Raw genomic sequence first — 12,175 nt, 5'->3', positions numbered from 1 at the left:
TACAGTAAAATAGGTAAGTTGTTTTCTTTAAATGTTTATGTTCTTTTATTTGTAATTCTTGCGTTACGTTTTGTTATTCCTGTGCAGACAAGAATCTATTCCAAGCCTCAATAAGAAGAAGCAAGCCAATAGAGGTCGATAATAACAACGTGTAAATATCTGTTTTCACAGGTATGAGAGTGTGATAGAAACAATTTTTGTTTTTAAGATAATCACAAAATCAACAACCCATAATTTCTTAAATTTTTAATAGGTTTTGAATACCAAAACAATTCAAAATTTTCAAAATTTAGTTCAAAATCTACTTTTAATTGATTAAATGTAAGCGAATTACCTTTTTGAACAGCTATTTTTTCTAAAGTATTAAGCAGCCATTCTCCTTTATCTTTTTCTAATGAAGTTTCAAAAAGTTTGTTTTTAGTATGAAAGGCTAATTGAATAAGTTCTCGTGTTTTTCCTCTTTTTGTTTTTGAAGTATAAGAAACCAAAGGCATTCCTCCTAACCAAACTATTTTAGCAGATGTTTTAGTTGTTAAATATTCTTCTGACGTTAAACAGTCTTCAATAAAATAAGGATGAATTGTAGTTGATGGAATTTTAAAATCGAACCAATCTTGCAAATCAACATCAAAACCAATACCGTGCATAAAATTAAAGATTGATTTTTTTAAACCATAACTAAATTTTGAATGGTCTATTCCGGTAACATCTTTAAATTCAACATCGTTATTGGCGAACGTAATTTCTTTATAGTCTGGAAGTACCCCGTAATCTTTTGGATTTAAGCCAATTGGACTGTGTGCTGTCAACGAAAATTGATGCCAAAATCCGGAGTTGATAATGCCTAGTCCAAATAATTGACGTACCATTTCTAGACTATTTACCGTTTCTTGTACAGTTTGAGTTGGAAAACCATACATTAAATAAGCGTGTACCAAAATATCAGATTCCGTAAAATTAAGGTTTACCTGTGCCACTTGTTTCACAGTTACACCTTTGTCAATTAGTTTCAACAAACGATCAGATGCGACTTCTAATCCACCCGAAACCGCTATCAAACCCGATGCTTTTAAAAGTGTACATAAATCTTTGGTGAAACTTTTTTCAAATCGAATGTTTGCCCACCAGGTAACGGTTAAATCTCGCTTTAAAATTTCTAATGCTAAGGTTCTCATTAAAGCTGGAGGCGCAGCTTCATCAACAAAATGAAATCCACTTTCTCCAGTGGTTTCAATAATTGTTTCCATTCTATCTACCAATAATTTTGCAGTAATAGGTTCATAAATTTTTATATAATCTAAAGAAATATCGCAAAAAGTACATTTTGCCCAATAACAACCGTGCGCCATGGTGAGTTTATTCCAACGGCCATCGCTCCATAAACTGTGCATTGGATTCGCAATTTCAATTACCGAAAGGTAGGTATCTAATAGTAAATCGGTATAATCTGGCGTACCTAATTCGCTTTGTTTATAATCGTTTTTAGTTGCTAAATTATTATAAACAACCTTATTGTTTTCTTTTAAAAATGTTCTTTTGAAGTTGTTATTTTCTTTGGAAGGATTTTTAACATAATTCCACAAAATTTCAACTGGCAACTCACCATCATCTAAAGTAATAAAATCAAAAAATTCAAAAACACGAACGTCTGAAAGGCTCCGTAATTCGGTATTTGGAAATCCACCACCCATTGAAACTGTAATTTCAGAATAGTTTTGTTTAATGAATTGTGCACAACGAAATCCGCTGTATAGATTCCCTGGAAAAGGAACAGAAATGCACACTAATTTTGGTTGAATATTTTTTAATTTTTCATCTAAAATTTGTAGCGTAATTTTATCAATATATGTTTTCTCTAATTGTAAATTATTATACAAATCATCAAAACTATTAGCACTTTGACCTAAACTTTCTGCATACCTGCTAAATCCGAAGTTTTCATCAACGCATTCTTTAATAAAATCTGAAAGGTCTTCAAGATATAAAGTGGCTAAATGTTTTGCTTTGTCTTGAATTCCCATAGAACCAAAAGCCCACTCTAAATCGTCTAATTGGTCAAATCTTGAAGCTTTTGGAAGATATGACAAGGTGCAAATTTGCCGTGCTAATGTCTCATTTTTTCCTTGAAGAAAATAAATTACAGGGTTAATTGTTGAAAGATAACTGTTTTTTAAAGCATAAATACGTTGTGAATTTGCAGAAGAAATACTGTTGTTTTCAAGTGCAATATTGAATAAATTTATTAAACTTTTTTTTGAAAACAAGGCTATAATTACTTCAATACCTAAATCCATTTGAAAGGATTTTATTTGCTTGGTATTTAAAAACCCTTTTAAATAAACTGTTGCCGGATAGGGTGTGTTCAGTTGTGTAAAAGGAGGCGTAATAAGAAGTATATCTTTAGCCATTTTTTATTTTCTTTGGTTAAAAAGCACTTTTTTATTTAATCGTTTTTAAATATAAATTTTCTACTTTTTCTCTTGCCCAAGGTGTTTTTCTTAAAAATTTAAGACTCGATTTTATGGTTGGATTGCTTTTAAAACAGTTTATTTTAATGAGTAATCCTAATTCTTCCCAGCCATATTCAGCAACTAAATATTGCAAAATTTCTGCTAATTTTACACCATGTAACGGATTATTTGGTTGTGATGTATCGCTAATTTTGTTTTTCATAGGTATTTAAATTAGCTTTTCCCTGCCTCTTCGACAGATAGGTTTAATTCGTTTTCTATAATATTAATCATATTGTTAAATTCTTTTTCTTCATACAAACGTGAAAGAAAAATTATTTTTCCGTTTTTATCTAGCACAATATTTCTTGTTACCCCTGCTTTTGGTAGTGTAAAACTTTCAAACATGGAGCCATCAGCATCAATGGTAAACGGATAAGTTACCTTCATTTGTGCAATAAATCGTTTTACTTTTTTTAAATCTTCTTTTAAATCGACCCCTATTAAAATAAAATCTTCATTTTTAAATTTTTGCCAAACTTCTTTTTCTAAATGTGGCATTTCTTTTCTGCAAACAACACACCAAGAAGCTGTAAATTGTAATACTACAACTTTACCTTTTAGGCTTTGGTTTGTGTGTTGCGTTCCGTCTAATAATGTAAAATTTAAATCTGGTGCTTGTTCACCAACTTTTACTTTGTATCCTCTTGTAGCGTCTTCTTGCGCAAAACTCACTTGAAAAATAATTGATAATGCAATTGCCAATATGTATTTCATTGAATAAAACTAATTTTTGGTAAATATACTCGAAAATACTGAGCTAAATAAATACTAAAAGCTATACATGTTGATCTACTAAAATTGCATTTCCATCGGGATCTAAAACAACAAAACTTGCAGGTCCAATAGTGTTTTCTGTAACTTCATTTTCAAGTTTTATACCTTTTTCTTTAAGGGAATTCTGAATTTCTCTTACATCATCAAACGAGTTTAACTTCTTGGCATTTTCATCCCAACCTGGATTAAACGTTAAAATATTGTTTTCAAACATTCCTTGAAAAAGACCAATTAAAGCGTTTCCATTTTTCATAATGAGGTAGTTTTTATTGAGTTCACCTCCAAAAACTGAAAACCCAAGCTTTTCATAAAATAATTTTGAAGCTTGGATATCTTTAACGCTAAGACTCACTGAAAATGCACCTAATTTCATAATTCGAGTTTTTTATAATTAATAATCTAAAGTAATAATTTTTCGAAACAAACGCTATTTTCAACATTTTTATAAAAGCCGAAATTTGCTGTAATTGAGTATCCACAATTTTTATATAACTCAATGGCTTCTGGTTGTTGTTTTCCAGTTTCAAGAATACATTTTGAAAAGTTTAATTCCGTTGCCCAAGTTTCTAATTCTTTCAAAAGGTTTGAAGCAATACCTTTTCTCCTTCCATTAGGGGCTACAAACATGCGTTTTATTTCAACAAAATTACCTTCATGAATTTTAAATGCACCGCACCCAACTGCTATATTTTTGTTAAAGGCAATTACTACATGATTTAAGTTATCAATTTTATTAAATTGATCGTAAAAACTATGCTCTGGACCGTCACAAATTTTTAAATATGCATCCAATTGTTTTACAAGGTTTACAAAATCTTTGTTCTTAGAGTTTGTTCTCACTACTTTAATCATTCCTGGTTTTTTTAAACTGCATTTTTAACGGTAATATATTTTCTAAGGTTTGAAGTTAAAATATTGTTGAGTTCATTTTTATTTTCTTTGGAGGTCTCAATAAATAAAAACCCGAAAACTGCATATTTTCTAAAATCTACTTTTCTTAAATTTAAGGGCTTTTTAAAATCTTTTAAAAGTAATTCGTAATCAAAAGAAGCAATGTTTTTTTCATTAATTCCAGAGTTGTTATCTAAAACAATTAAGCTGTACAATTTGTTTTTTCTGGTTTCAAAAATTGCATTCCAGTTTGGTTCTTTTTGATATAAAAACTGCTCGTAAGAATTAAATCCATACGCAAAATAAGACATATCTCCAGTTGTACACCAACCACCAAAACGCAGCGGATTAATTTCTATCGGAATTATATTTTTGTTGCTATCTACTCTGATTTCAACATGCATTGGAAAATTTTTTAATTGTGCTTTTTCTCCAACAATTTTTAAAAAAGCTTCAATTTCTGACTTATATTTTTCAATAATTTCTTTTGAAGTGCTATACACACGGTCGCTTACATCTTTATCTGAAGAAAAAATATGATGCATTACATTTAGTACAACTGGATCGCCATTTTTATTAAAATAACAATCTACAGCGTATTCTTCACCTTCAATAAATTGTTCAATAATAAAATCGGAAACATCTACCACTTCTTTAGGATACATTCCTTTAAACGATTCAATTTCTTGTTCAATATTGGTCAAAACCGTTTGCCATTCTATAGCATTATCTACTTTATGAACTGCCAAACTAAAAAAACCAACTGCTGGCTTCAATATTAAAGGAAATTTTAATGTTGCTGGGTCTATTTTAGATAATTTTGAAAGTTGTACTCCTTTAAAATAATAATTTGGAAAAGCATCTTTTAGCAATTCTCTAAATAAAATTTTGTTTTTAAAAAGCTGAATTTGACTCGGTAATTTCGAAAAACTTAGGTTTTTTTCAATCCAACTAATAGCATTTTCAGAATTTGAATACAACAATAAATCTGTTTCATTTTTATAGCGCTCTATAGCTTCTTTTTCAGAAATCCAGTTTAACGATTCATCCGAAACCATACCTTTTGAAGCTTCTGTTATAATAATTGGAAACTTATTTTCTTTAATAGTTTTTATCAAAAAATCTGACGCAAAAGGTTTATCAATTAATAGCATTTTCTTGTTTTTTTATGTAGAAATTTAACGCTATAAAAGTACAATAAAGTTTTTATTGATTGTGTTTTATAAAAACAACTTATTTATTTTAATTTCTTAATTAATGCTATTAATGAAACAAAAGCCCAAACACCTTCTAAAATTATAAATGGCACATAATTTAATAATACTGAAGCCAAACAAGCCATACTTGCTCCCGTTAAATTTAATAAAATAAATAGCACATCTTTACTTTTTAGTTTCCCGGTAACGTTCAAAATATATGCTAAAAGTATTTGAAAAACTCCAATAAAACCAATCCAATCTATACTATTCATTGTTTATTTTTTTTCTAAAATTCTGGAGGTAAGTTACAATTTTAAACTGTTGGTTTTTATATAAAATTTTATGTCATATTCCTGTTGTGCATTTTGATTAAATTTCGTCAATTCGAGTGAATTTTAGCCTTTTCAGGCTTAAATTTAGCACTTCTACTTCGCTCAGTAGAACTATCGAGAATAGAAATTAAATTCTAAGACAATAATTCTCGATACAATTTTTTATCAAAAATCATTCGAATTGACGCTGCATTAAGTTTAATCACCCAAAATGCATAACGCGTATTATATATCTTATTTTCCTAACCTTGGATGTAAGTTGAATTTTATAAAGTAGTTTTTATAAAGAAAAACAGATTTTAATTAATATTGAATATATTTATTCTCGCTAATTTTTCAAATAAAAACGGGATGTCAATTATAGATGAAAAAAAGATTTTACGAAAAGAAATGCTGTTAAAACGGTCAAAATTAATAAATCCTGCAAAGAAAAAATACGATGAGTGGATTTGTAATTCGTTTTGGAACCTAATTAAAACACATCAGTTTAAAAAAGTACATTGCTATTTACCAATGGGAACAGAAATTGATATTACACCACTTATTAATAACATGTTAAAAGCCAAAATTACCGTTGTAACACCTAAAACCTTACCCAAACGCAGGTTACAACATTTTGAATTGGTATCTTTAAATCAACTAGAAAATGGATTATTTGGAACACAATATCCGGCAAATACAACAGAATTTATAGGAACGTACGATTTAATTATTGTTCCTGGATTGTCTTTTAACAGTTTAAATTACAGATTAGGTTATGGTGGTGGATATTATGATAATTTTATGGAGCAACATCCGAATTCAAGAAAAATAGGCATCTGTTATCCTTTTCAAATTGTTGAAAAAATTCCGTTGGAAACGCACGATTTACAATTAGATGAAATTTTAGTTGACTTAGATTTTTTAGAATTGTAACAGTAACTTTTTGAAATCTAAATTAATACTTTAAATACATAATATGATTTGGGTTTGAATGTGTGGGTGTAATTTGAAAATCGTATTCATCTACAATTTTAAATCCAGCTTTTTTGTAAAAATTTATAGCTCTTTGGTTTTCTACCCAAACTGCTAACCAAATTCCTATTTGTTGATTATTTTTAGAAAATGCCACATTAAAATCGAATAATTTTAAGCCTAATTTTTGTCCGTAAAATGCTTTCAACAAATAAAAGCGATCTAATTTGGTCACATTTTTATGTTTAACATTATTATTTGGAGTGTTTACTACAATTTTTGAGAACCCTGCAAGTTTTGAATTGTAATAAATTAGATGGTAGGTATTATTTTTATTTTCTAATTCTTTTACCAATACTTCTTTTGTATACGTTTTAGAAACAAATGCATTAATATCGGCTTTAGAAGCACTTATTCCGTGCGATTCCCAAAAAGTTTTTTCACCAATTTCAGCTATTAATGCTGCGTGGTTAGTTTCAGCTTTAATTATTTTTATCATTGGTTTTGTTACATTTAAAATAGACATCAAAGAAACAGTATTTTTTAAAAAAAACTAGCAGTTTTTAATCGATTCATTCTGATAATCTTTTGGTTTCATTTTTATGTTTAAAACGTAAGTTTACTAGCACATAAATTTTTTAATTATTAGTATAATTACAAGCATTATTAATAACAATTTTCTTATCTATTTTATAATAGTTTATTAACTTTTCGTTTGAATGTAAAAATCCATAATAGTCTATAAAATATTTTTCCATAAAAATTCCATTGGGAAAATAGCTGTCTGTTTTCCATTCTTCGTAGGCTGTAGAAAATTCGAGTATTGGTAAATGAAAAGAAGTTTCTTTATCTATTATATAAAATTGTGTGCCAAGCTTTTTTCTTTCAACTGTTTTTGGTTTAATTGATTCTAATTTAAATAAACTGAAAGCTTTATCATTTATTACAGTATCGTTTAGTTTAAAAAAATCGTAATTTTTGGTTTGATATTTATAACGATTCTCGTAACGGTGTACATATTTACATTCTATATTTATAAATTCTGCTTTATTTAAATCGGATTTTAAAAAGGTAGCATTCGAATAAATTCCGTTTTGATCTGTAAAAATCATTTTATAATTTAAACTATCTAATTCTGTTACAATAGCAATATAATTATTTTTCTTTGAGTTTGTTAAATAGTATTGTTTTATGGTTTTGTCTTTTTCAAAAAATTTACGGTTTTTAATTTTAATGGAATCTTTATAAAAAGTCATTTCATATTCTAATAAGTAATCAAATTCATAAGTTTTTTGAGAAAAACTATACGTTGATATTAAAAGAAAAATTGTTAAAAGAAACCTCATAATATGATGCTGATTATTTTAAAAACGCTTCTAAAATTGGTTGTGCTTTTTCAAAATCTTTAGCTCTTATTTTTAAACGAACAGTATCTATAGTTCCTCCAACAAATCCTGCAAGATTTCCAGAGTTAAAATCGTTTTGTACTATTCCAAAAATATTTTCAGCTGCTAAGTGCCTATTAAGTCCCATTATCATAATTTCAGATCCTGTAAAAAAATCTATAAACTGTTCATCTTTTTCCATGTTATTTTTTTAATATTAGTGTGTAATTTGTGCAATCTTTTATCTGTTTTAAAAAGTCTTTCACTTTAATTTCTAAAAGATAGATAATTGTGTTTTAGTCGTAAATTGTTCTAAAAATTTCATTCCTTTTTTAGAATTTCCTTTTTTATTTAGCCTCGGACTCCAAACAGCGATGCTATATTTATTTGGATGAATAGCAACAATACCACCTCCAACTCCACTTTTACCCGGCAGACCAACTTTAAATGCAAACTCTCCTGCTTCATCATAAAAACCACACAATTGCATAATAGCATTTATACGTTTAGATTTACTTTCTGAAACTATTTTTTTATTACTAATTGGATCTATTCCGTCGGTAGTTAAAAATAAAAACGTACGCGATAATTCTTTGCAAGTCATTTCAATAGAGCATAAATTATAGTAAAAGTCCATAACAACATCAATATCGTTTTTAATATTGTTAAAAGACTTCATTAAATTAATTAAAGCAACATTTTTATAACCTGTTTGTTTTTCAGACTCAGCAATTCTACTACAAAAATCAATTGATGAGTTTCCAGAAATATCTCTTAAAAAGTTTAAAAATTCGATTTTAGGATCTTTAAAATAACTTACCAAAATATCGCAAATTACTATTGCTCCTGCGTTTATTAAAGGGTTTCTCGGTATTCCTTTATCGTATTCTAATTGTACTAAAGAATTAAAAGCAGTTCCTGAAGGCTCAACTCCTAAACGTTCCCAAATTTTTTCGCCTCTTTTTTTATACGCGAGTGTTAAGGATAAAACTTTGGCAATACTTTGTATAGAAAATTTTTCATCTGCATCTCCAATACTAAAATGTTGGTTGTCTATTGTTGTAATATGAACTCCAAATTTATTAGGATCTACTTTACTTAATTCTGGAATATATGAGGCTACTTCTCCTTGATTTTTTACCTTTTCTAAAGAATTATTTATTTTAATTAGTATGTTATTATAATCCATTTGTTAACTTAACTTTTGTTGGTTTAGAACCTATTAATTACTTGTTTAATTTCTTTAAAAAAGCAGTTAAAAGTATAAAATATTAATGAATAAATTCCGTATATTTAACAATTATGATAAAAGACACAAAACTAGCCGTTCTTATAGATGGCGACAACATTCCGTCAAGATATATTAAAGAGATGATGCAGGAAATTACCAAATATGGTACACCCACTGTAAAACGTATTTATGGAGACTGGACCAAGCCTCATCTATCTAAATGGAAAGCTATTTTGCTGGAAAATGCAATAACTCCAATTCAACAATACGGTTATACTACAGGTAAAAATGCTACGGATTCTGCTATGATAATTGACGCCATGGATATTTTATATTCTGAAAAAGTAAATGGTTTTTGTTTGGTTTCTTCTGATAGCGATTTTACAAAATTAGCAACTAGATTACGCGAAGAAGGTTTGGTTGTTTATGGAATTGGCGAAAAGAAAACACCCGATCCGTTTATTGTTGCTTGCGATAAATTTATTTATTTAGAAATATTAGATACTAGTGAAAATGATACAGAAAACGGAAAAACACATCCTAAAAAAGCAAGTATCGATAAAATTACTCCAAAAGTAATTACATTTTTAAGAAATTCTGTTGATGATGCTGCAGATGATGATGGTTGGGCATTTATGGGAGATGTTGGTTCGCTAATTTTAAAAAAGCAACCTAATTTTGATGCACGTAATTTTGGTTTTCAAAAACTAACGCCTTTGTTTAAATCTTTACCTCAGTTTGAAATTGAACAACGCGATAGAACTAGCGGACGATTTAAACTAATTTATGTAAGAAATAAAAAGAAATAATTCGCTACGTTTTGCAAACGTATTGGGGATGTAGCTCATCTGGCTAGAGCGCTTGACTGGCAGTCAAGAGGTAGTGGGTTCGACTCCCATCTTCTCCACTAAAAATATAGAAATTTTAAAAGGTTTTTTAATTTAATTAGAATTGACTAAAATTTGACAAAATTTTCAATTAAAATGTTATTGATTTATTTTCCCCATTATTAGAATAACTGATACTAAAATCTCTTTTTTGAAGATTCACTTTTAGTTGAGCAAAATCCTCATCATTTACCCACATAATATCTATCTCATTTTTAGGAGTTTCATTAATTTTAATTTCTCCTGAAAAAGCCTTTAGTGTATTTCTTAATCGAATCATTTCTAGTTGATTAATCACAACATCTTTCTTTAAACCGTTTTCAATATCCTGTATTGAAAGTGTTGTTCTATTGATTTCTTTATGACCAGCACTTCCTCCATTATCAGCAGCTTTATAATTATTTTTACCTGCAAAAAGATCCAAATACCATACTTGAGGAATCCCTGGCATAAATAATTGAATGGCTCTAGCTAACAACAGTTTTTGTTCATCTTCTCCTAACGCACTAAAAAATGTTGCATTTATTTGATAGTAGGAAATTTTCTTTCCTGATGGATCATAAAGGTTTTTTACACGGCCTCCACGTTCTATTATTTTATTCATTATAGATTCAATCTCGTCATCTTCTAAAAGACCTTTATTATAAACTCCGTTAACGGATTTTCCTTTTAAATCTAATACAGGAATGCCATCATGACAACCCAACATGTTTACTGTTTTGTACCCTTTATTAATTATTTCTTTAGCCCATGTTAGAAGTGCTAAACTATTTGAATTTTCTATGGTATGAATTGTTAATCCAGGCAAGAAAAAATCGTAAATATAATAACCTTCATTTGCAACTTCATCGTGTAAATGCAAACCGTATTCTGCATGAATTTCTGGTAAAACAGTTAAATTATTTTTTCGTGCTATTTCTTTAATACGTTTTAAATAATCCCAAGTACCTGGTTTATTAAAAAAATTTGTTTGTCCAATTTCCTTATGTAAATATGCAAAAGCATCAAGCCGCAAAATTTTACAACCAAAATCGCTAACTTTTTTTAAGGTTTCTTCATAAAAATCCCAAACTAATTCAGAATTTGCATTTACATCCATTTGACCTAAAAAACTTTTATCATCATTTACTTTCTGGTAAAAGGTATTCCAATAAGGTTGTTCTGTACCATCTGGGAAAGGCACTTTTAATATTGGTAGTCCGGATTTTCTCATAAACAATTTATTAAGAAATTCGTCCTTAGGTATAATTACTCCGTCATCTCCAATTGTACCATTTCCTTCCCAAAAGGTATTCCAATTAATAAAAAAGTCTTTGTATTTTGATTGATTTCCGTGTTTTAATAAATCTTTAAATTGAGGAGATGCTACAGACAGGTGGTTTAATACAATATCAAATTTTAATTGTATATCCAGTTTTTCTAATGCTTTTAAATCATCTTCTGAAACTAATTCTTCATTCAGGTTATAATCAATGATTGAAAAACCGCGATCTAAATCGCTATTAAAAAAAGTGGGAAGTACGTAAAATAACGAAAAAGTATTTTTGAATTCAGGCATTTGCAACATGGCAACCAAATCGCTCAAATTTGTGCCAATACTGTCTGGATATGCATTTAGCATTACTCCATTTGTAATTTTAGAATCTTTCGACATTATTTAAGATTTTATAGAAGTTCTGATAATATGTTAATATTGTCTGGCAATCTGCCTACATTTTGAAGTTTTAAGGCTGCAAGTTGCAAGGCCACCTCTAAGCATTTTTCAATAGGTTTATTTTTGATATAGGCAAATAAGAAACCAGACCAAAATGCATCACCTGCTCCTGTAGCATCTTGTACAACATCAATTTTTATTGCGGGTAATTGAATAGCTTTTTTTCCTTTTTCAGACAAGATAACACCTTTACTTCCTAGTGTTAAACAAACTGTATCTACTCCTTCTGAATGGAAAAAATTAAAAATGTCTTCATGCGATAATTTTTTCTCAAAAAGTCTTAGCATATCGTCTT

General features: G+C 28.7%; 15 protein-coding genes and 1 tRNA gene. 3 read left to right on the top strand and 13 right to left on the bottom strand.

The window, feature by feature from the left end:
• Nucleotides 1–212 precede the first annotated feature (212 nt).
• From AB1Z17_RS07410 to AB1Z17_RS07380, 7 genes are all read right to left on the bottom strand, one after another.
• On the bottom strand, nt 213–2,408 hold the full coding sequence (locus tag AB1Z17_RS07410) for a radical SAM protein (RefSeq protein WP_368051167.1): 2,196 nt from the start codon (nt 2,406–2,408) through the stop codon (nt 213–215).
• 31 nt (nt 2,409–2,439) lie between these two features.
• A complete protein-coding gene (locus AB1Z17_RS07405) occupies nt 2,440–2,673 on the bottom strand; it encodes a VF530 family DNA-binding protein (RefSeq protein ID WP_368051166.1) in 234 nt (77 codons plus the stop codon).
• A gap of 11 nt (nt 2,674–2,684) precedes the next feature.
• Nucleotides 2,685–3,227 carry a TlpA family protein disulfide reductase gene (locus tag AB1Z17_RS07400; RefSeq protein WP_368051165.1) on the bottom strand — a complete coding sequence of 181 codons (543 nt, stop codon included), beginning with the start codon at nt 3,225–3,227 and terminating at the stop codon, nt 2,685–2,687.
• 61 nt (nt 3,228–3,288) lie between these two features.
• Entirely contained in the window at nt 3,289–3,660 is a 372-nt protein-coding gene (locus AB1Z17_RS07395; RefSeq protein WP_368051164.1) for a VOC family protein, read from the bottom strand.
• Nucleotides 3,661–3,686: 26 nt separating this feature from the next.
• Nucleotides 3,687–4,139, bottom strand: coding sequence for a GNAT family N-acetyltransferase (locus tag AB1Z17_RS07390; protein ID WP_368051163.1), 453 nt, complete (start codon nt 4,137–4,139; stop codon nt 3,687–3,689).
• A gap of 11 nt (nt 4,140–4,150) precedes the next feature.
• Nucleotides 4,151–5,332, bottom strand: a complete 1,182-nt coding sequence (locus AB1Z17_RS07385; protein WP_368051162.1) for an ATP-grasp domain-containing protein — start codon at nt 5,330–5,332, stop codon at nt 4,151–4,153.
• Nucleotides 5,333–5,415: 83 nt separating this feature from the next.
• Nucleotides 5,416–5,649 (bottom strand): hypothetical protein, encoded by a 234-nt coding sequence (locus tag AB1Z17_RS07380; RefSeq protein ID WP_368051161.1) that lies wholly within the window; start codon nt 5,647–5,649, stop codon nt 5,416–5,418.
• 411 nt (nt 5,650–6,060) lie between these two features.
• Between AB1Z17_RS07380 and AB1Z17_RS07375 the strand changes: the two genes are divergently transcribed.
• Entirely contained in the window at nt 6,061–6,624 is a 564-nt protein-coding gene (locus tag AB1Z17_RS07375) for a 5-formyltetrahydrofolate cyclo-ligase (protein ID WP_368051160.1), read from the top strand.
• Between the two features lie 22 nt (nt 6,625–6,646).
• On the opposite strand, the gene AB1Z17_RS07370 is transcribed toward AB1Z17_RS07375, so the two are convergent.
• The 4 genes from AB1Z17_RS07370 to AB1Z17_RS07355 all read right to left on the bottom strand — a co-directional run bounded on the left by AB1Z17_RS07370 (nt 6,647) and on the right by AB1Z17_RS07355 (nt 9,237).
• On the bottom strand, nt 6,647–7,162 hold the full coding sequence (locus AB1Z17_RS07370; RefSeq protein ID WP_368051159.1) for a GNAT family N-acetyltransferase: 516 nt from the start codon (nt 7,160–7,162) through the stop codon (nt 6,647–6,649).
• 139 nt (nt 7,163–7,301) lie between these two features.
• Nucleotides 7,302–7,919, bottom strand: a complete 618-nt coding sequence (locus AB1Z17_RS07365; protein ID WP_368051158.1) for a hypothetical protein — start codon at nt 7,917–7,919, stop codon at nt 7,302–7,304.
• Nucleotides 7,920–8,022: 103 nt separating this feature from the next.
• Complete coding sequence (locus AB1Z17_RS07360; protein ID WP_368051157.1) at nt 8,023–8,250, bottom strand: DUF2007 domain-containing protein; 228 nt, start codon at nt 8,248–8,250, stop codon at nt 8,023–8,025.
• Between the two features lie 72 nt (nt 8,251–8,322).
• Nucleotides 8,323–9,237, bottom strand: a complete 915-nt coding sequence (locus tag AB1Z17_RS07355) for a glutaminase (protein ID WP_368051156.1) — start codon at nt 9,235–9,237, stop codon at nt 8,323–8,325.
• Between the two features lie 113 nt (nt 9,238–9,350).
• Here AB1Z17_RS07355 and AB1Z17_RS07350 point away from each other — a divergent pair, with 113 nt between their 5' ends.
• The gene (locus tag AB1Z17_RS07350; RefSeq protein WP_368051155.1) at nt 9,351–10,088 is read left to right on the top strand and encodes an NYN domain-containing protein; all 738 of its coding nucleotides are present in this window, start codon (nt 9,351–9,353) and stop codon (nt 10,086–10,088) included.
• 24 nt (nt 10,089–10,112) lie between these two features.
• A tRNA-Ala gene (locus tag AB1Z17_RS07345) sits at nt 10,113–10,186 on the top strand.
• A 71-nt stretch (nt 10,187–10,257) separates the two neighbouring features.
• On the opposite strand, the gene gtfA is transcribed toward AB1Z17_RS07345, so the two are convergent.
• Nucleotides 10,258–11,820 (bottom strand): sucrose phosphorylase, encoded by a 1,563-nt coding sequence (gtfA, locus tag AB1Z17_RS07340; protein WP_368051154.1) that lies wholly within the window; start codon nt 11,818–11,820, stop codon nt 10,258–10,260.
• An 11-nt stretch (nt 11,821–11,831) separates the two neighbouring features.
• A partial coding sequence (locus AB1Z17_RS07335) for a carbohydrate kinase family protein (RefSeq protein ID WP_368051153.1) occupies nt 11,832–12,175 on the bottom strand: 344 nt, incomplete at its 5' end.

Origin of the sequence: Lutibacter sp., from assembly GCF_040883305.1 — a bacterium.
In the GTDB taxonomy this organism is placed as follows: Bacteria; Bacteroidota; Bacteroidia; order Flavobacteriales; family Flavobacteriaceae; genus Lutibacter.
This window is presented reverse-complemented; position numbering and strand designations above follow the sequence as displayed.

Bases quoted from the DNA above. Each gene is read 5' to 3' on its own strand.
- AB1Z17_RS07385 (WP_368051162.1), bottom strand. From the start codon at position 5,332: ATGCTATTAATTGATAAACCTTTTGCGTCAGATTTTTTGATAAAAACT.
- AB1Z17_RS07410 (WP_368051167.1), bottom strand. From the start codon at position 2,408: ATGGCTAAAGATATACTTCTTATTACGCCTCCTTTTACACAACTGAAC.
- AB1Z17_RS07355 (WP_368051156.1), bottom strand. From the start codon at position 9,237: ATGGATTATAATAACATACTAATTAAAATAAATAATTCTTTAGAAAAG.
- AB1Z17_RS07380 (WP_368051161.1), bottom strand. From the start codon at position 5,649: ATGAATAGTATAGATTGGATTGGTTTTATTGGAGTTTTTCAAATACTT.
- AB1Z17_RS07405 (WP_368051166.1), bottom strand. From the start codon at position 2,673: ATGAAAAACAAAATTAGCGATACATCACAACCAAATAATCCGTTACAT.
- AB1Z17_RS07350 (WP_368051155.1), top strand. From the start codon at position 9,351: ATGATAAAAGACACAAAACTAGCCGTTCTTATAGATGGCGACAACATT.
- AB1Z17_RS07390 (WP_368051163.1), bottom strand. From the start codon at position 4,139: ATGATTAAAGTAGTGAGAACAAACTCTAAGAACAAAGATTTTGTAAAC.
- AB1Z17_RS07395 (WP_368051164.1), bottom strand. From the start codon at position 3,660: ATGAAATTAGGTGCATTTTCAGTGAGTCTTAGCGTTAAAGATATCCAA.
- AB1Z17_RS07360 (WP_368051157.1), bottom strand. From the start codon at position 8,250: ATGGAAAAAGATGAACAGTTTATAGATTTTTTTACAGGATCTGAAATT.
- gtfA (WP_368051154.1), bottom strand. From the start codon at position 11,820: ATGTCGAAAGATTCTAAAATTACAAATGGAGTAATGCTAAATGCATAT.
- AB1Z17_RS07365 (WP_368051158.1), bottom strand. From the start codon at position 7,919: ATGACTTTTTATAAAGATTCCATTAAAATTAAAAACCGTAAATTTTTT.
- AB1Z17_RS07375 (WP_368051160.1), top strand. From the start codon at position 6,061: ATGTCAATTATAGATGAAAAAAAGATTTTACGAAAAGAAATGCTGTTA.
- AB1Z17_RS07370 (WP_368051159.1), bottom strand. From the start codon at position 7,162: ATGATAAAAATAATTAAAGCTGAAACTAACCACGCAGCATTAATAGCT.
- AB1Z17_RS07400 (WP_368051165.1), bottom strand. From the start codon at position 3,227: ATGAAATACATATTGGCAATTGCATTATCAATTATTTTTCAAGTGAGT.